Raw genomic sequence first — 22,203 nt, forward strand, 5'->3', positions numbered from 1 at the left:
TCCTCAGCCGGACAGCACGCGCCGGACGTCGTCGCGGACGACCCCGGCGAGCGCGTCGTCGATCTGCTCGATGTCGTCGGCGACCCGCCCGCTCGGCCCGCCGACGCTGATGCCCCCGATCCGCCGTCCGGCCACCTCCAGCGGCCGCGCGACGGCGGTCACCGCGGTCAGCGACTCCCCGCGGTTGAACGCCCGGTCCTGTGCCCGCACCGTCGCCACCGTCGCGAGGTCCGCGTCGAGGTCACCGGTGCCGTGCACCTGCAGGTGGGCGCGCAGGCGGTCCTGCGGCCAGGTCGCGAGCAGCAGCTTCCCGATGCTCGTCGGCAGCAGCGGCCGGCGGACCCGCAGCTCCGGCACGTAGCGCACGGAGTGCCGGGACTGGGAGCAGGCGAGGTACACGACGTTCTCCCCCGCGAACAGCCCCAGCGTGACGGTCTCGCCGGTGCGGTCCCGCAACGCGTCCAGCTCCGGGCCCAGCAGCTCCACCAGCCCCGACTCGCTGGGCCGGACCAGTTCCGCGAGCGGGTAACCGATCGAGTAGCGGCCGTCGGCCTCGACCAGGTAGCCGACCGAGATGAGCCCGCGCACCAGCACGTGCACCGAGGACCGGGGTGCCGCGAGACGCTCGGTCAGGTCGGCGAGGCGCAGCGCGCCGGGCCGTTCGGACACCAGTTCCAGGATCCGCGCGGTGCGGGCCACCGTCCGGTGCTCGGACTGCCCGGCACCGGTCGTACGGGAGTCGATCGTGCTCACCCCTTCGTCTCGTCGGCGGGCGGCACCGCGCCGCCCAGCTCGCTCGTCGTGCCCGGGCCCTCGGCGGGGGTCCGGGAGAACCGGATCGGGAACCGGGCGTACCGGACCCGGCCCACCCCCGGCTGGTCGGCCGTCCGGAAGAACCCGACGTCGGCGAGGTGCGGATCGTCGAACAGGTCCGCCGGGGCCTGCATCGGCATGGCCGGGATGCCCGCGGCGACCAGCGTCCGCGTCCACTCCGCGGTGCTGCGCGTGGTCAGCACCTCGGCGAGGAACCCGTACAGCTCGTCGACGTGCTCGGTCCGGCCCCCGATCGACCCGAACCGGGGATCGGCCGCGAGGTCCGGGCGGTCGACGATGGCGAAGAAGCGGCGCCACTGCTCGTCGGTGTAGACCGTGACGCCGAGGACGCCGTCGGCCGTGCGGTAGGGCCGCCGGTGCGCGGCCGCGGTGCGCGCGTACCCGGTGGGGCCGCGCGGCGGGTCGTGGACGTGCCCGCCCTGCTGCTCGAACAGCGTGAACGCGGCCATGCACTCGAACATCGGCACCTCGACGGCCTGGCCGCTGCCCGACCGCTCGCGCTCCAGCAGTGCGGCGAGCACGGCCGACAGCGCGAACACCCCGGTCGTCTTGTCCGCGACCGGGGTGCGGACGTAGCCGGGCTCGCCGCCGTTGGTCTGGGTCGCCGCCAGCCCGGACGCGGCCTGGATGACGTCGTCGTAGGCCGGCCGGTCCCGGTAGCGGCCCTCCTGCCCGTAGCCGCGCACCGCGCAGGTCACCAGCCGCGGGTTGCGCGCGGCGAGGGTGGCGTGCCCGATGCCCAGTGCCGCGACCGACCGCGGCGTGCGGTTGTGCACCAGCACGTCGCAGTCGTCGACGAGCTCGAGGAACCGCCGGTGGCCGTCGTCGTCCCGCAGGTCCAGCACGACACTGGCCTTGCCCCGGTTGGCGTTCATGAACACCGGTCCCAGACCCCGCCCGGTGCGGTCCCCGACCCAGCGCACGATGTCCCCGCCGGGCGGCTCGACCTTGGTCACCCCGGCCCCCATCTGCGCCATCAGCTCGGTCGCGTAGGGCACCATGAACGTGCTGGCCAGCTCGACGACCCGCACCCCGGCCAGCGGGCCGGCGCTCACGGCGCCGGCTCCGGGCCGGCCACGGTCACGACGCCGTCCGCGGCGAGCGCGTAGGTCGCGGTGGGGCTCTCGCAGACCGGGTGCGGGGTCACCCGCAGCGTCGCGTCGTCCAGATCCATGATCAACGAGTACGCCGAGACGACCCGGTCCGGGTACGCGACGCGCGGGTCGACGTGCCGGCAGACCCCGTCCGGGTAGCTGAAGTGGTCGCTCAGCGCCTCGTGCACCAGCGCGGGACCGACCGAGCGGCGCTCCAGCGCGTCCACCAGCAGGTGCCGGACCCGGGTGGGCCGCAGCAGGGTGAGCCGCGCCGTCGCCCGGGTGACGTCGCCGGCGGAGACCCGGCGGACCACGTCGGACTCGAAGTGGTTGGCGTGGGTGATCAGGCCGTCCCGCGGCAGCAGGTGCCCGAAGTCGTCCGGGACGATCTCGATGTCGATCGCCTCCCCGCCGCGGGCCGCCATCAGCACGTTGCCCGAGCCGACCCGCGGCGGCGCCGTCACCGCGCGGATCGCGTCGGACATCCGGCGGGACTGCAGCACCCCGCGCAGCAGGACCGCGTACGGGACGCCCGGCCCGGCCGTGTCGCGGTCGGAGACCAGCAGGTTCGCGCAGACGCCGATCCCGGCGGTGTTCAGCCCGGACTTGGCGACCTGGCCGGCCTCGGTGAGCGTGAGCACGCCGAAGCCCTCGGTGTCGGTCGTCGACAGCAGAACCGTGTTCGGGCCGACGTCGGGGTGCCAGTCCCAGTTCTGGGCCAGCAGGGTGTGCCCGGACGCGGTCCGCGACCCCAGCACGGCCAGCGACGTGCACGCGCACTCCTGGTAGCCGCTGCCGTAGAGCAGTTCGAGCTTCGCGTTGAGCGCGTACACCAGCCGGCGGTCCAGGCCGGAGCCCTCGGCGACGCCGTCGACCAGGTCCGCGGTCTCGGCGTCGTAGGCGCGGACCTGCCCGGCGAACACCTCGCCCCAGTGCCGCAGGTCGGCGTCGGAGAGCCCCGCCCGGTCGCGCCAGATGCGGCCGTAGAACTCCAGGTTGCCCTCGATCGCGGGGCGCGCCGCGCGGCCGTAGTCGGCGCCCATCGACGGGTACGTGCCGCGCACGCTGATCAGGCCGGGCTGGGTCACGGGGTGTCCTCCTGCGGTCGGCTCGTCGTCTCCGGGAGGAACGGCGAGGAGGCGATCAGTCGCTGCGTGTACTCGTGGGCGGGCCGGCGCAGGATCGCGTCGGCGTCACCGTGCTCCACCACGACCCCGCCGACGAGCACGGCGACCTCGTGCGAGACGTGCCGGACGACGGCGAGGTCGTGCGAGATGAACAGGTAGCCGACCCGGTACTCCTCCTGCAGGTCCAGCAGCAGGTTGAGGATCTGGGCCTGCACGGACACGTCCAGCGCCGACGTCGGCTCGTCCAGGATCACCAGCTCCGGGTTGGTCACCAGTGCCCTGGCGATCGCGATGCGCTGGCGCTGGCCACCGGAGAACTCGTGCGGGTGGCGGCGCGCGTCGTCGGCCCCGAGCCCGACCCGCACCAGGATCGCGCGGACCCGCTCCCGGATCTCGGCCCGGGGCCTGCGCAACGCGCGCAGCGGCTCGGCGATGCTGCGCCCGATGCGGAACCGCGGGTCCAGCGACTGGTGCGGGTCCTGGAACACCATCTGCACCCGGCCCCGCAGCGCCCGGTGCGAGCGCGGCTCCAGCGCGGTCCCGCCGAAGCGGACGGTGCCCTCCGCGGGGGTCTCCAGCCCCATCACGATCCGCGCCAGCGTGGTCTTCCCGCTCCCGGACTCGCCGACCACACCCAGCGTGCGGCCGGCCTCGACGGTGGCGGACACCCCACGGAGCACCCGGACCGCCGACGACCCGCGGCCGTAGCGGTGCCCGACGTCCTGGACCTGCAGCAACGGCGCGGTCATCGGTCCGTCCCCGCCGGTCCGCCGACCGGCAGCGGGGTGCGGGCCGGGGTGTCGGGCCGGGGCACGCTCGCCAGCAGCCAGCGCGTGTAGGGCTGCCGGGGCGCGGTGAGGACGTCGGTGGTCGCGCCGGTCTCGACGATCCGGCCGCGGTGCATGACCAGGACCCGGGTGGAGATCCGGGCGATCACGCCGAGGTCGTGCGAGACGAACAGGATGCCCATCCCGAACTCGGTGCGCAGCTCGGCGAGCAGGTCGAGGATGTCGGCCTGCACGGTGACGTCGAGCGCGGTCGTCGGCTCGTCCGCGACCAGGACGTCCGGGCGTGCGGCCACCGCCATCGCGATCACGACGCGCTGGCGCTGGCCGCCGGAGAGCTGGTGCGGGTACTGGCGGACGCGCCGGTCCGGCTCCGGGATGCGCACCCGGTCGAGCAGCTCGACGGCGCGGGCACGCGCGGCCCGCGGGCGCAGTCCCTCGTGCCGGACCGCCTCGGCGAGCTGGGCACCGACGCTCAGGCACGGGTTCAGCGCCGACATCGGTTCCTGGAAGATCATCGCGATCCGCCGGCCGCGGATCCGGCGCAGCTCGCGCTCGCGCAGCCCGACGAGATCGTGCCCCGCCACGGCGAACCGGTCCGCGGTGGCGTCGGCGCCGTCGGGCAGCAGGCCCAGGCAGGCCAGCGCGACGCTCGTCTTCCCGCTGCCGGACTCCCCGATCAGCCCGACGACCTCCCCGGCGCCGACGGTCAGCCCGACGTCGTCGACGACCGCGCCGGCGCCGTAGCGGACCGTGAGCCCGCGGATGTCGAGTACCGGTGCCTCAGCCACGTGCCACCGTCGCCTCCTTGAGGTTCCTGCGCGTCACCAGCGGATCGGGTACGTAACCGCCCACCACGTCCGGGCGCCACACCTCGACCCGCTCCGGCACACACATCGGGACGATGATCAGCACGTTCTCCGCCACCTCCCGGTTGAGCTGGTCGAACAGCGCGCTGCGGGCGGTCTCGTCGGTCGTGGTCATGGCGGTGGCGAGCAACCGGCGGGCCCGCTCGGCGTCCGGGTTGCCGGCCCAGTGGTTGAGCGCCCCGGACTCCGCCAGGAACGAGGTGAAGTAGAACGCCGGGTCCGACCGGTAGGACCAGGGCACGGCGGCCAGGTCGGTGAACGGGGCGCCCGAGGTGAACACCGGCGACATCGCGGCCAGCGGCGTCGGCCGGAGCACCAGGTCGATCCCGGCGTCGGCGAGCTGTTGCTGCATCAGTGCGTAGACGGGCTGCTGGTTGGTCACCGAGTCGCTGAAGTAGGACAGGGCCACCGACGGCGACGGGTGCGCCGACGCGGCCAGCAGCTGCCGGGCCCGCTCGACGTCGCGACGGTGGAACGGGGTGTCCACGCTCGGGTCGGCGACGCCCGGGGTGCCCGGGGCAGAGGCGAACGACAGCGCGCCGTCGCCCTGCATCGCGACGTCGATGAGCTGGCGGCGGTCCAGCGCGCAGGACACTGCCTGCCGGACCCGGCGGTCCGCCAGCGGCCCCGAGGTCGGGTTGACGTAGACGTTGATCCCCTGGGTCGGGACGGGATCGGCCCGCCGGTAGCTCAGCGCCTCGGCCTGCACGGCGAGCTGCGCGTCGGCGAACCAGGCCATGTCCACGGTCTGCTGCTGGACCAGCGACAACCGGGTCGTCTCGTCCGGCACGACCTGCATGGCGATCCGGTCGATCCGCGGACGGCCGGTCTCCCAGTACCGCGGGTTGCGGTCGAGGTGCAGGTAGTTGCCGTCCGACCAGGTGCCGAGGGTGAAGGCCGCGGTGCCGAACGAGGTGCGCTGGCGCTGCTCGTCGGTGGCGGCGTCGTAGGCACGGGCGTTCACGACGAAGCACGCCTTCGGGTCGGCCAGGAAGTTGAGCAGCGCCGGGTTCGGGCTGCCCAGCGCGACCGTCACCGTGGTCGCGGTCGCGCGGATCGACTCGACGTCGCCGAGGTAGAGCTTCGCCTCGCTGGTGCCCCCCGCGACGGCGCGCAGGGTGTAGGCGACGTCGTCGCCGGTGAGCGGCGTGCCGTCGGCGAACCGCACCCCGGGCCGGATCCGGAAGGTGAACTCGGTGAAGTCGCGGTGGGTGAACGACGTGGCGAGACCGGGGGCGACCCGGCCGTCCGGCCCCCGGCTCAGCAGCGAGTCGTAGACCAGCGACAGCACCCGTCGCGACGGCAGGTTCGACGCCCGGAACGGGTCGACGCCACCGGCGGCCGGCTGCGCGTCGATCGCGTAGAACAGCGTCGACCCGGCGCCGGCGGGCGGTTCGCCGGCACCGGAGCACCCGGCCGCGAACCCGGCCCCGGCCAGTCCCAGGATCCCGGCCAGCACCTCGCGCCGGGACGGTCCGCTGCGGGTCATCGGTTCCCCTCCCCCACCCGGGCGCCCAGCACGACGTGCCGGGACCGGCCGCCGGGGACACCGAGCACGGTCTTCGGCGACATCCGGGCGTGCAGGCCGTCGGCCAGCAGGTTCCACATGGCGGCGACCAGCAGGATCGCGATCGCCGGTTCGACGAGCATGAACGGCTCGGTCTGCAGGAAGCGGCGCGACTCGCTGATCATCAGCCCGGCCGCGGGGTGCGGCTGGGTGACACCGAGCCCGAGGAAGTTGAGCACCGACTCCAGCAGCACCACGACCGAGGCCACCGACGCGAACTGGGCGAGCAGCGGCGTCGTGCTGTTCGGCAGGATGTGGGTCGCGGCGATCCGGGCCCGGGACACCCCGGAGATCTCCGCGGCGACGACGAAGTCCCGCGAGCGCAGCGACAGCGTGCTGCTGCGCATCACCCGGGCGAAGCCGGGGCTGAGGATCACCGCCATCGCGAACACGACGGCCGCACGGTCCTCCCCCAGGGTCACCCCCGCCATCAGCGCGGTGAGGATCGACGGGATCGCGAGCAGCAGGTCGACCAGCCGCATGATCACCGCGTCCACGACACCGCCCGCGTAGCCCGCCACGATGCCGAGCACCGACCCGATCACCGCGGCGACCAGCGCCGCCGACGCGGACGACACCAGCATCGACCCGGTGGCGATGCACAGCCGCGCGAACCGGTCGCGGCCCAGGTTGTCGGTGCCCAGCCAGTGTGCGGCCGAGGGATCGGCGAACGCGTCGTCGGAGATCCGCAGGGACGCGTCCTGGCCGAGCAGCGCGACCACGCCGGACGTCAGCCCGAGCACGAGCAGCAGCACCAGGCCGGCGAGCAGGATCGCCGGGAGCCGGCGGGAACCCACGGCCCGGCTCATGCCGCCACCCGCACCCTCGGGTCGATGACCGGGTAGAGCAGGTCGATCACGAGGTTGACGACCAGTTAGACCACCCCGATGACGAGCACCGCGGCCTGGATCGTCGGGTAGTCCGAGGAGTTGACGGCCGACATCAGCATCGAGCCGATCCCGGGCAGCCCGAACACCGCCTCGATCACGATCGTGCCGCCGACCAGCGCGCCCAGCTCGATCCCGGTCACCGTCGTCACCGGGATCATGGCGTTGCGCAGCGAGTGCCGGGTGACCAGCCGCACCGAGCCGATGCCCTTCGCCCGCGCCGTGCGGGTGAAGTCCTCGCCGTAGGTGTCGAGCAGGGTGTTGCGGGTGTAGCGGCAGATGATCGCCGCCGGGCGCAGGCCGAGCAGGACGGCGGGGACGAGCAGGGTCAGCGCCTGCGTCGCCGGCTGCCCCTCGAAGAAGCCGAACCCGACGATCGGGAGCTGCGCGCTGAAGGAGTTCAGCGCGATGAGCAGGGTGCCGAGGACGAAACCGGGCACGGCGATCGCGAAGAACCCGAGCGACTGGATCGAGACGTCCACCAGCGACCCGGCACGCCAGGACGAGACGACCCCGCCGAGCACCCCGGCCAGGACGCCGAACAGCGTCGCGACCAGGGCCAGCGTGAGGCTGACCGGGAGCCGTTCGGCCAGCATCGCGTTGATGTCGACCGGCTGGGCCATCGACCGGCCGAAGTCACCGGTCAGCAGGCGGCCGGCCCACTCCGCGTACTGCACCGGCCACGGCTGGTCGAGACCGAGCATCGCGCGGACCTCGGCGCCCTGGGCCGGGTCCGGGTCACCGGCGCTGAAGTACTGCGCGGCCGGGTCACCGGGGATCAACCGGACCATCAGGAACACGAGCAGCGACAGCAGGACGAGCACGAGCGCCGACGCCAGCACCCGTCCGGCCAGGAAACGCACCGTTGCGTCCATATATATGCCTCGCCCTCCGTATTTACAGACAAGCTAGGACGCGCGACGACGGCCGGTCAATGGGCCGATCCCGTGGCCGGCCACGAAGAACCGCATCTGCGGCTACCTGACCAAATAAACCTCGCGGTAGCGGAGTCGTGTCCGTCCTGTCACGCTCGGAAGGCAACCGGAACGGTCACGAGCGACGGGCGACCAGCGGAGGTCCGACACCCGATGAGCATCACCAGCGACAGGACGGCGCCGATCACCGGCCTCGACTCCTTCTACATCGGCGGCGAGTGGGTCGCGCCGTCGTCCGGCGACCGGATCTCGGTCATCGAGCCGGCCACCGAGCAGGTCTACTACCAGGTCCCCGAGGCGAAGAACGCCGACGTCGACCGCGCCGTCACCGCCGCACGGGCCGCGTTCGACAGCGGCCCGTGGCCGAGCCTGACCCACGCCCAGCGGGCCGAGTACCTGCGTGCCATCGGCGCCGCCGTGCGTGAGCGGGCCGACGACATCACCCAGGTCTGGCCGCGCGAGTCCGGCATCCTGCACGGCGTCGCGCAGGGGATGCTCGGCGGCGTACCGGACGCGTACTCCTTCTACGCCGACCTCGCCGACACCTTCGCCTTCACCGAGGCCGCCACGCCGACGGCCGGCGGGAAGTACGGGATGATCTCGCGCGAGCCGGTCGGGGTGGTCGGCGCGATCATCCCGTGGAACGCGCCGATGACGCTGATCGCCTACAAGCTCGCCCCGGCGCTGCTCGCCGGGTGCACGGTGATCCTCAAGGCCTCGCCCGAGGCGCCCGGCGCGCCGTACATCATGGCCGAGATCGCGGAGAAGGTCGGACTGCCGGCCGGCGTGCTCAACGTGCTCACCGCGGACCGCGAGGTCTCCGAGACCCTGGTCCGCGACCCGCGCGTGGACAAGATCGCGTTCACCGGGTCCACCGCCGCCGGGCGGCGGATCGCCTCGATCCTGGGCGAGCGCATCGGCCGCTACACCCTGGAGCTGGGCGGCAAGTCGGCCGCGGTGATCCTCGACGACATGGACCTCGCCGAGGCCGCGGCCAGCCTGTCCGGCGCCGAGTGCTTCCTGTCCGGCCAGGTCTGCTCGTCGCTGACCCGCATCGTCGTCCCGCGGCGGCGGCACGACGAGCTGGCCGAGGCCCTCGGCGGCACGTTCTCCCAGGTCCGGCTCGGCGACCCGTTCGACCCGAACGCCCAGATGGGCCCGCTGGCCATGGAACGCCAGCGCGACCGGGTCGAGAGCTACATCGCCCGAGGGATCTCCGACGGCGCGACGCTGGTCACCGGCGGCGGGCGCCCGAAGGACCTGGACCGCGGCTGGTTCGTCGAGCCGACGGTGTTCTCCAACGTCGACAACTCCTCGGCCATCGCCCAGGAGGAGATCTTCGGGCCGGTGCTGTCGGTGATCCCGGCCGACGACGAGGAGGACGCGATCCGGATCGCCAACGACACGATCTACGGCCTCAACGCCGCGGTGTTCACCCACGACGCCGACCGGGCCCGCGCCGTGGCCGGCCGGTTGCGAGCCGGGACGGTGGGGCACAACAACTTCCGCACCGACTTCGGCATCGGGTTCGGCGGGTTCAAGCAGTCCGGCACCGGCCGCGAGGGCGGCGTCGACGGGCTGCTCCCGTACCTGGAGAACAAGACGATGATCTTCGAGGCGAAGCCGTCGGACTTCCCGGGCTGAGCCCGTCCCGTCCCGCCGGTCCGGACCCGGGCCGGCGGGACGGGCGCTCACCCGGCGATCGCGCGGCGCACGAACTCGTCGCGGGTCGCCCGGGAGGCGCGTGACAGCGCGGCCTCGGGGGCGAGCCCGTCGAAGCCGTGGAACGCACCGCCCCACATGTGCAGGTCGACGCCTACCCCGGCCCCGGACAGCCGGGTGGCGTAGTCGAGCACCTCGTCGCGGAACGTCTCCGACGAACCGGTGTCGAGGTAGGTCCGGGGCAGGCCGTGCAGGTTCTCCGCGCGGGCCGGTGCCGCGTAGTCCGAGACGTCCGGCCCGCCCCGCCGTTCGCCGAGCAGGGCCGTCCAGCCGAACAGGTTGCTGGTGCGGTCCCAGGCGCCGACGCCGTCCAGCATCCGGCTGCTCGGGGTGTGCAACCGGTCGTCGAGCATCGGGCAGACGAGAACCTGGTGACTCAGCGCCGGGTACCCGCGGTCCCGGGCCAGCAGTGCCGTGCCCGCGGCGAGCCCGCCGCCCGCGCTGACCCCGGCGATCAGCAGCCGCTCGGGATCGACGCCCAGGTCGGCGGCCGCGCCCGCCATCCACACCAGACCGGCGTACACGTCCTCCACGGGGGCCGGGTCGGGATGCTCGGGCGCGAGCCGGTACTCCACCGACACCAGCACGGCGCCGCCGTCGACGACGTGGGGCAGCCAGCCCTCCACCCCGGTGCTGCGGTCCCCCATCACCATGCCGCCGCCGTGCACGAGATAGATCCCGGCCACCGGGGTGTCGATCCGGGCCGGGCTCAGCACCAGCACCGTGAGGTCCGGGGCACCCTCCGGGCCCGGGACCACCCGTTCCTCCACCCGGACCAGGCCGCCCGCGGTCAGGTCGACCGGCTCCGCACCCCGGCGCAGAGCCCCGTCGCGCAGCAGCTGCCGCTTCTCCTGCAGGTTGGCCGCCGACACCGGGGCCGCCATCAGCGGAGGGCGTGCGTCGAGGGCCACCGACAGCTCCGCGTCGAACGGCGGGTGCGCCGGGGTGTCCGGGTAGACGGACGTCGTCGGCTCTTCGGTCACGGGCGGCTCCTCCGTCGGCGGGCGTGGACGATCACCGCCAGGGTGCCACCACGCAACGGTGACCGGCGACGGGCGCGGGACCGGTCCCCCGCTCGCCGGCGGGGGCGCCGTCCGTCCGGGTCACCGGCCGCCGGACGCGAGCCACCGTGCCCGGGTCGTCGCGTACTCGACCTCGCCGTGCTCGCTGCCGGGCAGCGGATGGTCCCAGCCGGGGTGGAAGGTGCGGACGTGGCTGAGCCCGATGGAGCGCATGGTGGCGCGGGACGCCTCGTTCACCGCCATCGTCTCGGCGAACACCCGGCTCAGGCCGAGGTCGTCGAACCCGTGCCGGAGGAGCTCGCGGGCCCCTTCCGAGGCCAGGCCGCGCCGCCAGAACCGGGGCAGGAGGCGGTAGCCGATCTCGGCCACGGCCCGGTCGTGGCCGTGCCCGGCCCGTTCGGGAGGTTCGAGGATCCACCACCCCACGAACTCGCCCTCCTCGCCGTTCCCGCTGCTCGCACCGTTCGCGCCGCCGAGATGGCCGGCCCAGAAACCGAGCCCCGGGGTGCGCGCCGCGACGGCGAGGCGCTCGCGGTGCCGCGCCACGACCTCCTCGCGGGTGCGCGGCGGGCCGAGGTGACGCATGACCTCGGGGTCCGCGTCGAGCTCGATCTCGTGCGGGAGGTGGCGCTCGGCCAGCGGGGCCAGGACCAGCCGTCCGGTGCGCAGCGTCGCCTGGCTCATGCGGGGATCCTCGCCCCGGGACCGGCCCGGCGCGAGCGGGTCGTGCGGCGTGGCGCGTCCGGTCGCGGCGGGCACGGTCGGGAGCGGCACCCGGTCACTGGTCGCCCGGAGCCCGCGGCGCGGCCGGCGCCTCGCCCGTCGACGCGCGGAAACGCCGCGGGGAGTAGCCCGCCAGGCGCGGGTCCGGCGGGGCGCCCAGCATCTCCTCGGCCAGCCGCTCGGCGAGCCACGGCCCCAGGGTGACCCCGCTGTGGGTGACGAGCGTCCAGATCCGGGCGTCGTCGTCGACCGGGCCGACGGCGGGGAACCCGTCACCGGGGATGACCCGGCGGCCGATCCGCACCTGCAGCGGGGTCCCGGCCGCGGCGGGGAGGACCTCGGCCAGGCGCTCGGAGAACGCGTCCGTGACGTGCGCGGGAACGTCGAACGGTGCGCGGTCCGGGTCGCAGTCGCCGTCCAGGCCGAGCGCCTGCAGGCGCATGCCGCCGCCGGGTTCGGGGCGCAGGTTGAGACCGTCGGTGGTGACGATCCGGTCGACCGCGGCGGGGGTCGGCGCGGTGGTGGCCATGTACCCCATCACGACGTTGCCGGTCTCCGCCGCGACGGTCGGCACCTCCAGACCGGCGGTGGCGGTGACCGCACCGGTCGCGACACCTGCGCAGACCACCACCGCGTCGGCCGCGATCGTCGTGCCGTCGGTGAGCACGACGCCGTCGCGGTGCACCCGGTCCACCCGGGCCCCGACGGTCCGGGCGCCCGCGGCGACCGCGGTCGCGGTGAAGTGGGCGACCAGCCGGTCCGGGGCGGCGATGCCCTCGCGCGGGAAGCCCCGCACCAGCCGCGCCCGCACCGCCAGGCCGGGGACCAGCCGGGCGAGGTCGGCCGGCTCGTGCTCGTCGACGCCGTACCCCAGCCCCTGCAGCCGCCGGGAGCGCTGCTCGAAGCTCGCGACGTGCTCGTCGGTACCGGCGATCTCGACGTGCCCGGTCGCCCGGAAGACCCCGGGCACCCCGGCCAGGACGCCGTGGAAGTGCTCCAGACCGGCGGAGTTGAGGACGTGGTAGCTCTCCGGGTGCTTCTTGTGCGAGTTGATCCAGCCGTAGGACGCGGCGGTGGCGTCACCGAGCGGGTCGGGGGCGTCGACGACGGTGACGGCCACCCCCCGGGTGGCGAGCGAGGCCGCCACGGCCGAGCCGGTCATCCGGCCCCCGACGACCACCACGTGTCCCGGCCCTGTCGTCCGTGTGGTCACGGTGTGCCTCCGTTGCTCGTCGTCGGGCGGCGGCGCCGGGACCCGGCGTCGTCGGCGATGCGGTCGCGCAGTGCGTGCAGCCGCTCCATCGTCGCCGCGGCGCCGTCCCGGTCCCGGGCGGCCAGCGACATCAGCAGGGCCTGGGCGACGACCAGCGGCAGGGTCGACTCCCCCGCGGTGTCCAGCGACGTCCGCGGGGTGACGAGCACGTGCTCGACCTCCGCGGCGATCGGCATGTCGATCGCCTCGGTCACCAGCACGCACGGGATCCCGTCGTCGCGCAGGTGCCGCACGACCGTCGTCACCTCGGGGAACTGCCGTACCGGGGCGAAGACCACCGCGGCGCCGACCGGGCCGGTCGAGAGCAGCAGGTCCGCGAGCGCGAGACCGGTCGCCGAGCCGGCCACGGCGGCGCGGCCGATCCGGCCGAGCATCAGGACGAGGTGCTCGGCGACGAAGCCGACCGGCGGCAGCCCGTAGACCAGCAGCCGGTCCGCGGCGGCCAGGACGTCGACCGCGGCCTCCCACTGCCCGGCCGGGATGAACTCGGCCAGCGACTCGACCCCGTGCAGGGTGTCGCGCACGACCCGGTCGAACGGCGATCCGGCCGAGGAGACCTGGGCGATCCGGCGGGCCATCACCGCCCCGGGGTCGGTGCGCGAGGAGATGAGCGCCGCGGCGGCCCGGCGCATCTCCTTCACCCCCGGGTAGCCGAGCGCGCGGGCGGTCCGGACCACGGTGGCGTCGCTGGTCCCGGTGGCGGTCCCGAGCTCGGCGGCCGAGGACGTCGAGACCGTGTCCGGGTGCCGCAGGCAGTACGCGGCCACGTTCCCGAGCGCCTGCGGCAGCCCGGGTGCCCGCTGCCTGATCCGTTCGGCGAGGTCCTGCTCGCCCGTGTCGTCCATGTTTCGCCGATCCCCCGATCCGTAACGCTGTCGTATTGACTACTTCAAACGTTCGCCTGCAGTATTCACTACCGTCAAGGACGACGAACAGGAGTCGCATGATCCAGCACGAGCTGGCCGTCATCGGTCTCGGACCGCTGGGGGCACACGCACTGCGCTCCGCTGCGCGCCGCGGGATCGACGCGGTCGGCCTGGAGCTGCGGCCCGCGCCCGGCCACGAGGACGGCGCCGCCGGCGGGCGGACCCGGATCTTCCGGCTCGCCTACAAGGAGGGCGCCGAGTGGGTACCGGCCCTGCGGGAGTCCCTGCAGGTCTGGCAGGACCTCGCGGCCCGCTCCCCGGAACCGCTGCTGCACCCGTGCGGGACGCTGACGATCGGCGACCCGGACCATCCCGACCTGGCCGCGACGATCGCGTCGGCCCGTGCGTCCGGGGTCGGGCTCGAGGTGCTGGCGGCCGCCGCGGCCGCCGAGCGCTGGCCGCAGCACCGGTTCGGCCCCGGTGAGGTCGCCCTGTTCGACCCGGCGGGTGCGCTGCTGCGGGCACCGGCCGCGGTCCGGGCGACCGTCGCCGACGCCCGGGCCGGCGGCGCTACCGTGCACACCGACACCCGGGTCACCGGGCTCGTCGCCGAGCGCGGTGGCGTCGTCGTGCACCGCACCGGTGGCGACCCGGTCCGCGCCGGGCGGGTGCTGGTCGCCGTCGGGGCGTGGCTGGACGAGCTGGTCCCCGCGCTCGCCACGGAGATCGAGCGCCGCCGGGCGGTGTCGCACTGGTTCGCCGGTTCCGGCGATCCGGCCGCGACCGCACCGGAGCGGTTCCCGGCCGGCCTGCGCCGCAGCGGCGGCGACGGCGACCTGTCCTTCTTCCCGGCCGTCGACGGGCGCGGGGTCAAGGTGAACCTGCACGCCCGCAAGCAGGTCGTGGACCGGGCCGAGCGGACCGGGCTGCGGATCGAGGACGCCCTGTCCGACCGTGTCACCGCGGCGGTGCGGGACCACCTGCCGGCGCTCGACCCCCGGTGGTGCCGTCGCGAGCCCTACGTGGAGAGCTACACCCCCGACCTGCGACCGCTGCTCGGCCCGGCACCCGGGTCACCCGGCGTCGTCGTCCTCGGCGGCGGCTCGGGGCAGGCGTTCAAGAGCGCGCCCGCGCTGGGCCGGATCGCCGTCGACCTGGCACTCGGCGGGACGCCGCTGCCCACCGACCACCCGCTCACCCGTGCACCCGGCGGGGCCGCGACGGCCCGGCCGGCACCACCACCCCTGCGAGAGGACCACACATGAGGATCGGCGTGGACGTCGGTGGCACCTTCACGGACGTCACCGCGATCGACGACGACGGCGCTTTCCACATCGCCAAATTGCCGAGCACCCCGCAGGACCAGTCGCTGGCCCTGCGCGACGGCGTCGACCGCGTCCTGACCGACACCGCCACCCCGGCCGGTGCCGTCCGCTACCTCGGACACGGCACCACGGTGGCGACCAACACCCTGCTGGAGCTCGACGGCTCCTCGGCGGCGCTGGTCGTCACCGAGGGCTTCCGGGACCTGCTGGAGATCGCCCGGCAGAAGCGGCCGTCGCTCTACGACCTCACCGGCCGCAAGCCGCGGATCCTCGTCCCGCGGGCGCTCACCTTCGAGGTGGCCGAGCGGGTCGGGGCCGGCGGGAAGGTGCTGCGCGAGCTGACCGGCGACGAGATCGCCCGGGTCGTCGGGCAGGTCCGCGCGGCCGGCGTCGACGCCGTCGCGATCTGCCTGCTGCACAGCTACCGCGACGACCGTCACGAGCGCGCGCTGGCCGACGCGATCGCCGCGGCACTGCCGGGGATCTACGTCTCGCGCTCCAGCGAGGTCGCGCCGGAGTTCCGCGAGTTCGAGCGGATGTCGACGACGGTCATCAACGCGTTCGTCGGGCCGCGGATGCACCGCTACGTCACCCATCTCGCCGACCGCACCGCCGCGCTCGGCATCCCGGTGGCCCCGCGGATCATCCAGTCCAACGGCGGCCTGGTCTCGCCGGACTCGGTGTCCCGGCGGCCGGTCACCACCCTGCTGTCCGGTCCGAGCGCCGGGGTGGCCGGTGCCGCGTGGATCGCGGACCTGGCGGGGCACCGTGACGTCATCACCTTCGACATGGGCGGGACCAGCACCGACGTCTGCCTGGTCCGGGGCGGGCGCGCGGTCACCACCGCCGAGCGCAGCATCGAGGGCTACGTGGTCCGGGTGCCGTCGGCCAGCGTGCACACGGTCGGCGCCGGAGGCGGTTCGATCGCCGACGTCGACGACGCCGGGGCGCTGCAGGTCGGCCCGCGCAGCGCCGGTGCCCGGCCGGGCCCGGCCGCCTACGGCCACGGCGGCGACCGGGCCACCGTGACCGACGCGAACATCGTGCTCGGGCGGCAGAACCCGCGGGAGGGGCTCGGCGCCGGGATGCCGATCGACGCCGACGCCGCGCACGCCGTCGTCGGCCGGGTCGGTGAGCGGCTGGGGTTCGACGTCGCCGGCGCCGCGACCGGCGTCGTCCGGCTCGCGAACAGCCACATGGCCCGCGCGGTGCGAGCGGTCTCGGTGGAGATCGGCGAGGACCCGCGTGACTACGCGCTGGTCGCCTACGGTGGCGCCGGGCCGCTGCACGCGGTCGAGGTCGCCCGCGAGGTCGGCGTCGGCACCGTGCTCGTGCCGCCGCACCCCGGCACCCTCTGCGCGCTCGGCCTGCTGGTGAGCGACGTGCGGGCCACGTTCGTCCAGTCGGTGCTCGCCCCGCTCACCGAGGACGCGCTCGCCGAGGTCAACGCCGCCCTGGACCGGCTGGCGGAGCAGGCACGGGAGTGGTTCGAGCTCGAACGCGTCGACCCGGACGACCGGCGCACCGTCTACACCCTGGCGCTGCGCTACGGCCGGCAGAACTTCGAGCTGGACGTCGATCTCCCGCCCGGGCGGCTCGACGCCACGGTGCTGCCCGGCGTCGCCGCGGACTTCCACGCGACCCACGAGCGCACCTACGGCTTCCACCACGCCGACGCCGGGATCCGGGTGGTCAACGCGACCGTCACCGCCGGCCAGCGGACCGTCCCGCCCACCCCGGACACGCTGCCCACCGGCGACGGCGATCCGGCCCGCGCGCTGCGCGAGACCCGCGCCGTCGTGTTCGCCGACCGCAGCACCGACACCCCCGTCTACGACAGGAGCCGCCTCATGCACGGCGACCGGCTCGACGGCCCCGCCGTCGTCGAGCAGATGGACTCCACCGTCGTCCTCGCCCCCGGTTCGGGTGCGACCGTCGACTCCTTCGGCGTGCTGCACGTGGAGGTGGGCACCGATGCGTGAGACCACCGGCGACCGCCCCGACCCGATCACCGCCCAGGTGATCTCCAACGTGCTGCTGTCCATCGCCGACGAGATCGGCATGGCGCTGCGCCGGGCCAGCTACTCGACCAACATCAAGGAACGGGCCGACTGCTCGACGGCGCTGTTCGACCGGCACGGCCGGCTCGTCGCGCAGGCCGAGCACATCCCGATCCACATGGGCTCCATGGTCGGCGCGGTCCGCCGCCTCGTCGCCCCGGAGTACCGCGACTCCCTGGCGCCCGGCGACGTCTACATCACCAACGACCCCTACTCCGGCGGCGGCACCCACCTGCCGGACATCACGATGGTCGCGCCGGTGTTCACCGAGGGGGCCGACGGCCCGCGGCTGGTCGGGTTCACCGCCAACATCGCCCACCACAGCGACGTCGGGGGGCACGTCCCCGGCTCCAACTCCGGCGACTCGACGTCGATCTTCATGGAGGGCCTGCGGATCCCGCTGGTCCGGTTCGCGACCGGCGGCGAGGTGCTGCCCGACATCGTCGCCTTCGTGCTGCTCAACTCGCGGCTGCCCGAGGAGCGCCGCGGTGACCTGCTCGCGCAGACCTCGGCGCTGCGGCTCGGCGGGACCCGCCTGGTCGAGCTGTGCACCAAGTACGGCGTCGGCACGGTCGAGGCCGCCTGCGAGGACATGCTGGGCTACGCCGCGACCCGGCTCGGCGTCGCGGTCGCCCGGATCCCGGACGGCACCTACCGCGCCCAGGACTTCCTCGACGCCGACGACGCCGAACTGGGCCCCATCCCGGTCGCCGTCGCGGTGACGGTGGCCGGGGACCGGATCGCGCTGGACTTCACCGGCACCGGGCGCGAGGCCGTCGTCGCCATCAACGTGGTGCGCTCGGCGCTGGAGGCGACCGTCTACTACGCGCTGAAGGCCGCGCTGGACCCCGGCATCCCGGCCAACGGCGGGTTCTTCGACTCGGTGACGATCACCGCGCCGGTCGGCTGCCTGGTCAACCCGCGCGAACCGGCACCGGTCGCCGCCCGCACCGACGCCTGCCAGCGGGTCGCCGACGTCGTGTTCGCCGCACTGGCCACGGCCGTGCCGGAGATCCCGGCCGGCAGCCACTCCAGCATCACCTACATCAACTTCTCCGGGGTGGGTGACGGGTTCTACGTCTATCCCGAGGTGATCGCCGGGGGCTCCGGGGCCGGTCCGGAGCTGGACGGGCTCGATGCGGTCCAGGTGCACGTCACCAACTCCTCGAACCTGCCGATCGAGGCGCTGGAGGCGGAGTACCCGCTGCTCGCCGAGCGCTACCTGCTGGTTCCCGACTCCGGGGGCGCCGGACGGCGCCGGGGCGGGCTCGCCGTCCGCCGGGACATCCGGATCCTCTCCGAGTCCGCGGAGTTCTCCGCGCACGCCGACCGGCAGTCGATCGGGCCACACGGCGTGCACGGCGGCGCGGACGGCACCCCGGGCCGGTTCACCGTGGTGCGCACCGACGGCAGCGAGGAACGGCTGCCCGGCGGCCGGGTCTCCGGCGTCCGGCTGCGCGAGGGGGACGTGATGCGGGTGGAGAGCCCGGGGGCCGGTGGCTACGGCGACCCCCGCGAGCGCGACCCCGCGCTGGTCCTGCGCGACGTCCTCGACGGCCGGGTGTCCCCGGAGGCGGCCCGCGACCGCTACCGGGTCCGTCTCGTCGACTCCCCCGACGGCCTCCGCGTCGACGACGCGGCCACCGCCGCCGCCCGATCCTGACCATCGTCCCCCCGAGGTGACCCGATGCCCGTCCCACCCGCCGGTGTGTCCCGCCGGTCGCTGCTGCAGCTCGCCGGTGTGCTCGCCGGAGCCGTCACCCTCTCCGCCTGCGGATCGGGTTCCCCGGTCGACGACGAGGGCCGGCCGATCCTGAACTTCGGCCTCTCCGGCGAGCCGGCGACGCTGCGGCCGGGCGCCGACCAGGGCGCGGCGTCGCTGTTCGTGGTGTCGCTGCTGCACCGCGGCCTCGTCGCCTACGACGCCGACGGAGCGGTCGTGCCCGCGCTGGCGTCGTCCTGGGAGACGACCGGCGACACCACGCACACCTTCACCCTGCGCCCCGGGCTCACCTTCCACGACGGCACGGCGCTGACCTCGGCCGACGTGGCCCGGACGCTGGAGTTCCTCGCCGACCCGGCGAACTCGGCCCGGATCGCCTCGGCCATGGGGTCGGTGGCCGAGGCGCGGACCCCGGACGCGACGACGGTCGTCGTCCGCCACTCCGAGCCGAACGCCGCGTTCCTCGCCTACCTCGCCGACCCCTCGGCCGGGGTGCTGCCGCCGTCGGCGTTCGGCCCGGACGCGGAGAACACCGTGGGGGCCGGGCCGTTCCGGCTGGTCCGGGAGAGCTCGGGCTTCGCCATGACCCTGGAGCGCTTCGACGGCTACCACGACGCCGGATCGGTCCGGCTCGGCGGCGTCGAGATCAGCTACTACACCGACGGCAACGCCCGGACCAACGCGTTGCTCTCCCGCGAGGTCGATCTCATCGACTACGTGCCGTGGGAGAGCTTCGACCAGATCGACTCCGACCCGGACCTCACCCTCGACGCGCAGAGCGGCCTGGTCATGTACCTGGCGTTCAACGTCACCGAGGGCCCCTTCGCCGACGCCAGGGTGCGCCGCGCGGTGGCGCACGCGATCAACCGGGACAACGTCGTGCGCTCGGTGTTCTCCGGGCACGCGCGCCCGGTCGCCGGGCCGCCGGTGCCGGTGGAGAGCCCGTTCCACGACCCGGGCCTCGCCGACGCCTGGGCCCACGACCCGGACCGGGCCCGCGCCCTGCTCGCCGAGGCGGGGTACCCGGGCGGGTTCACCGCGACCCTGCTCACCACCTCGCAGTACGCGTTCCACCAGGACACCGCGGTGTCGGTGCAGGCCGACCTGGCCGCGGTGGGCATCGCCGTCACCCTGGACAACCCCGACTACGCCACCCGCATCCAGCAGGGCAACGCCGGTGACTACCAGCTGGCGGTCAACGGCAACGGCGGCATCGTCAACGACCCGGCGTTCCTGTCGGACTTCCTCGTCGGCCCGGCGAACTACAAGCGCTCGTTCGGCTTCACCGACCCGGTGACCGAGGAGCTGCTCGCCCAGGGCCTGCGCACCACGGAGCCCGCGGCCCGGGCGGCGGTGTACCGGCGGCTCCAGCAACGCATCGCCGACACCACCCCGTTCGCGATGATCAGCGACCGCGCGCAGGCGTTCGCCCGCTCCGGTCGTGTGCAGGGCTTCCGCAACCTGCCGGGCTTCCTGACCTTCGACTCCGGCTACACCGCGACCACCACGACCGTCCAGGACTGACCGAGACCCACCCGAGACCCACCGGAGGACCCCCGAGGTGTTGAGATACGCACTGCGCCGCTGCGCGGTCGGCATCGGCCTGGTCTGGGTCGTGGCGACGCTGATCTTCCTGTCCCTGCACGCCGTGCCGGGCGACCCGGCCGAGGTGCTGCTCACCGGTGAGGGCGCCGGATCGGTCACCCCCGAGGCGGTGGCCGAGGTCCGTGCGCAGCTCGGTCTGGACCGGCCGCTGCCCGTGCAGTACCTGCAGTACCTCGGCGGGATCGTGACCGGGGACCTGGGCACCTCGTTCAGCGAGCGGGAGCCGGTCGTCGACCTGCTCGCCGCCCGGCTGCCGGCGACGGCCGAGCTGGTGCTGGTCGCCGCGGTGCTCGGGATCGCGGCCGGGATCCTGCTGGGGTCCTGGGCCGGGCGGGGCGGGCGGGTCGCCGACGCACTCGTCGGCATCGGCACCGGGCTCGGCGTATCGGTGCCGGTGTACGTGCTGGGCAGCCTGCTGGTGCTGGTGTTCGCCCTGACCCTGCGGATGCTGCCCTCGGGCGGCTACCGGGTGCTGGCCGACGACCCGGGCGGGCACTTCGAGCGGCTGCTGCTGCCCTCGCTCGCCGTGGCCGTCGCGTTCACCTGCGTGGTCGCCCGGATGACGCGCTCGGCGGTGGTCGAGACGGCCCGTCAGGACTGGGTGCGCACCGGGCGCGCGACCGGGATGAGCCCGGCCGGGGTGTTCCGGGTGCACGTGCTGCGCAACGCCCTCGCGCCGGTGGTCACGGTGAGCGGCCTGGAGATCGGCACCCTGCTGGGGTCCACTGTCCTCGTCGAACGGATCTTCAACTGGCCCGGTACCGGATCGCTGCTGGTCGACGCCGTCGCCGAGCGCGACTACCCAGTGGTGCAGGGCGTCGTCCTCGCGGTCGCGGTCACCTTCATCGCGCTGAACATCGTCGTCGACCTCGTCTACGGGGTCCTGGACCCACGGGTGGTGCACCGGTGAACACTCCTGCCGACGTCGGGGACGGTGCCCCGGCCCGGACCCGCTCCCGCTCCGCCGCCCGGTTCCGGCGCTCGCTCACCCCGTGGCGGGTGATCGCCCTGGTGATCGCGGCGCTGGTCACCGTGGCCGCGGTGCTCGGCCCGCTGCTGGTCCCGTTCGACCCGCTGGACACCGGCACCGGGGCCCGCTTCGCCCCGCCCGGGACGGCCGGTCACCTGCTCGGCACCGACGCGTTCGGCCGCGACGTCGCCACCCGCCTGGTGCACGGTCTGCGGACCGAGCTGGTGATCGCGCTGTCGGCGACCGTGCTGGCCGCGGCCGCCGGCACCGTGCTCGGCGTGCTCGGCGGCTACTTCGGCCGGTGGGTCGAGCTCGTCACGATGCGGGTCACCGACGTGGTGCTCGCCTTCCCGACGATCGTGTTCGCGCTGCTCGCCGTCGCGGTGTTCGGCGCGGGCACCGTGACGCTGATCCTCGTGCTCGCCGTGCTCTTCGCCCCGACCTACGCCCGCCTGGCCTACGGGCAGGTGCTGTCGGTGCGCCGGGCCGAGTACGTCGAGGCCGAGATCGCGTTCGGCTCGCCGACGCCGCGGCTGCTGCGCCGGACCGTGCTGCCCAACGTGCTGGCCCCGATCCTGGTCCAGCTGTCGCTGACCGTCGCCGCGGCCGTGCTGCTGGAGTCCGGGCTCAGCTTCCTCGGGCTCGGCGTGCTGCCCCCCGCCCCGTCGCTGGGCCTGATGATCGCCGACGGCCAGCGCTACCTGTCCAGCGAACCGGGCCAGCTGCTCGTCCCCGCCACCGCGGTCGTCCTGACCATCCTCGCCTTCGGCGCGCTCGGCGACGTCCTGCGCGACTGGCTGGACCCGCGCCGGTGAC

19 protein-coding genes are annotated in these 22,203 nt (G+C 74.3%); 7 read left to right on the forward strand and 12 right to left on the reverse strand.

Annotated elements, in window-relative coordinates:
- Nucleotides 1-3: 3 nt before the first annotated feature.
- From AFB00_RS27045 to AFB00_RS27080, 8 genes are all read right to left on the reverse strand, one after another.
- Nucleotides 4-753: an IclR family transcriptional regulator gene (locus AFB00_RS27045; protein WP_083275861.1), complete on the reverse strand. Its 750-nt coding sequence runs from the start codon at nt 751-753 to the stop codon at nt 4-6.
- Nucleotides 750-1,889: a CaiB/BaiF CoA transferase family protein gene (locus AFB00_RS27050; protein WP_197519671.1), complete on the reverse strand. Its 1,140-nt coding sequence runs from the start codon at nt 1,887-1,889 to the stop codon at nt 750-752. Before AFB00_RS27050 ends, AFB00_RS27045 begins: the two co-directional genes overlap by 4 nt.
- Nucleotides 1,886-3,016: a C45 family autoproteolytic acyltransferase/hydolase gene (locus tag AFB00_RS27055; RefSeq protein WP_068799527.1), complete on the reverse strand. Its 1,131-nt coding sequence runs from the start codon at nt 3,014-3,016 to the stop codon at nt 1,886-1,888. The genes AFB00_RS27050 and AFB00_RS27055 overlap by 4 nt, the downstream gene beginning before the upstream one ends.
- Entirely contained in the window at nt 3,013-3,804 is a 792-nt protein-coding gene (locus AFB00_RS35195; protein ID WP_068799528.1) for an ATP-binding cassette domain-containing protein, read from the reverse strand. Before AFB00_RS35195 ends, AFB00_RS27055 begins: the two co-directional genes overlap by 4 nt.
- Complete coding sequence (locus AFB00_RS35200; RefSeq protein ID WP_068799529.1) at nt 3,801-4,631, reverse strand: ATP-binding cassette domain-containing protein; 831 nt, start codon at nt 4,629-4,631, stop codon at nt 3,801-3,803. The genes AFB00_RS35195 and AFB00_RS35200 overlap by 4 nt, the downstream gene beginning before the upstream one ends.
- On the reverse strand, nt 4,624-6,198 hold the full coding sequence (locus tag AFB00_RS27070) for an ABC transporter substrate-binding protein (RefSeq protein WP_068799530.1): 1,575 nt from the start codon (nt 6,196-6,198) through the stop codon (nt 4,624-4,626). The genes AFB00_RS35200 and AFB00_RS27070 overlap by 8 nt, the downstream gene beginning before the upstream one ends.
- Complete coding sequence (locus AFB00_RS27075; RefSeq protein WP_068799531.1) at nt 6,195-7,085, reverse strand: ABC transporter permease; 891 nt, start codon at nt 7,083-7,085, stop codon at nt 6,195-6,197. The genes AFB00_RS27070 and AFB00_RS27075 overlap by 4 nt, the downstream gene beginning before the upstream one ends.
- Nucleotides 7,086-7,150: 65 nt before the next feature.
- Entirely contained in the window at nt 7,151-8,026 is an 876-nt protein-coding gene (locus AFB00_RS27080; RefSeq protein WP_197519672.1) for an ABC transporter permease, read from the reverse strand.
- 225 nt (nt 8,027-8,251) lie between these two features.
- Between AFB00_RS27080 and AFB00_RS27085 the strand changes: the two genes are divergently transcribed.
- On the forward strand, nt 8,252-9,742 hold the full coding sequence (locus AFB00_RS27085; protein WP_068799532.1) for an aldehyde dehydrogenase: 1,491 nt from the start codon (nt 8,252-8,254) through the stop codon (nt 9,740-9,742).
- A gap of 47 nt (nt 9,743-9,789) precedes the next feature.
- Here AFB00_RS27085 and AFB00_RS27090 read toward each other — a convergent pair whose 3' ends face one another.
- The 4 genes from AFB00_RS27090 to AFB00_RS27105 form a co-directional block, all read right to left on the reverse strand.
- Nucleotides 9,790-10,803: an alpha/beta hydrolase fold domain-containing protein gene (locus AFB00_RS27090; RefSeq protein WP_068799533.1), complete on the reverse strand. Its 1,014-nt coding sequence runs from the start codon at nt 10,801-10,803 to the stop codon at nt 9,790-9,792.
- Between the two features lie 120 nt (nt 10,804-10,923).
- Nucleotides 10,924-11,526: a GNAT family N-acetyltransferase gene (locus tag AFB00_RS27095; protein WP_068800721.1), complete on the reverse strand. Its 603-nt coding sequence runs from the start codon at nt 11,524-11,526 to the stop codon at nt 10,924-10,926.
- Between the two features lie 94 nt (nt 11,527-11,620).
- Nucleotides 11,621-12,778, reverse strand: coding sequence for an NAD(P)/FAD-dependent oxidoreductase (locus AFB00_RS27100; RefSeq protein ID WP_156819741.1), 1,158 nt, complete (start codon nt 12,776-12,778; stop codon nt 11,621-11,623).
- Nucleotides 12,775-13,683 carry a MurR/RpiR family transcriptional regulator gene (locus AFB00_RS27105; RefSeq protein WP_068799534.1) on the reverse strand — a complete coding sequence of 303 codons (909 nt, stop codon included), beginning with the start codon at nt 13,681-13,683 and terminating at the stop codon, nt 12,775-12,777. Before AFB00_RS27105 ends, AFB00_RS27100 begins: the two co-directional genes overlap by 4 nt.
- 98 nt (nt 13,684-13,781) lie before the next feature.
- Here AFB00_RS27105 and AFB00_RS27110 point away from each other — a divergent pair, with 98 nt between their 5' ends.
- From AFB00_RS27110 to AFB00_RS27135, 6 genes are read left to right on the forward strand one after another with little or no spacing between them, the layout of a single operon-like run.
- Complete coding sequence (locus AFB00_RS27110) at nt 13,782-14,969, forward strand: FAD-dependent oxidoreductase (protein ID WP_068799535.1); 1,188 nt, start codon at nt 13,782-13,784, stop codon at nt 14,967-14,969.
- On the forward strand, nt 14,966-17,011 hold the full coding sequence (locus tag AFB00_RS27115; protein ID WP_068799536.1) for a hydantoinase/oxoprolinase family protein: 2,046 nt from the start codon (nt 14,966-14,968) through the stop codon (nt 17,009-17,011). Before AFB00_RS27110 ends, AFB00_RS27115 begins: the two co-directional genes overlap by 4 nt.
- Nucleotides 17,004-18,752, forward strand: coding sequence for a hydantoinase B/oxoprolinase family protein (locus tag AFB00_RS27120; RefSeq protein WP_068799537.1), 1,749 nt, complete (start codon nt 17,004-17,006; stop codon nt 18,750-18,752). Before AFB00_RS27115 ends, AFB00_RS27120 begins: the two co-directional genes overlap by 8 nt.
- Nucleotides 18,753-18,776: 24 nt before the next feature.
- A complete protein-coding gene (locus tag AFB00_RS27125) occupies nt 18,777-20,336 on the forward strand; it encodes an ABC transporter substrate-binding protein (protein ID WP_068799538.1) in 1,560 nt (519 codons plus the stop codon).
- Between the two features lie 37 nt (nt 20,337-20,373).
- A complete protein-coding gene (locus tag AFB00_RS27130) occupies nt 20,374-21,327 on the forward strand; it encodes an ABC transporter permease (protein WP_068799539.1) in 954 nt (317 codons plus the stop codon).
- Nucleotides 21,324-22,202, forward strand: a complete 879-nt coding sequence (locus AFB00_RS27135; protein WP_083275864.1) for an ABC transporter permease — start codon at nt 21,324-21,326, stop codon at nt 22,200-22,202. Before AFB00_RS27130 ends, AFB00_RS27135 begins: the two co-directional genes overlap by 4 nt.
- Nucleotide 22,203 lies beyond the last annotated feature (1 nt).

This window comes from Pseudonocardia sp. HH130630-07 (genome assembly GCF_001698125.1).
In the GTDB taxonomy this organism is placed as follows: Bacteria; Actinomycetota; Actinomycetes; order Mycobacteriales; family Pseudonocardiaceae; genus Pseudonocardia.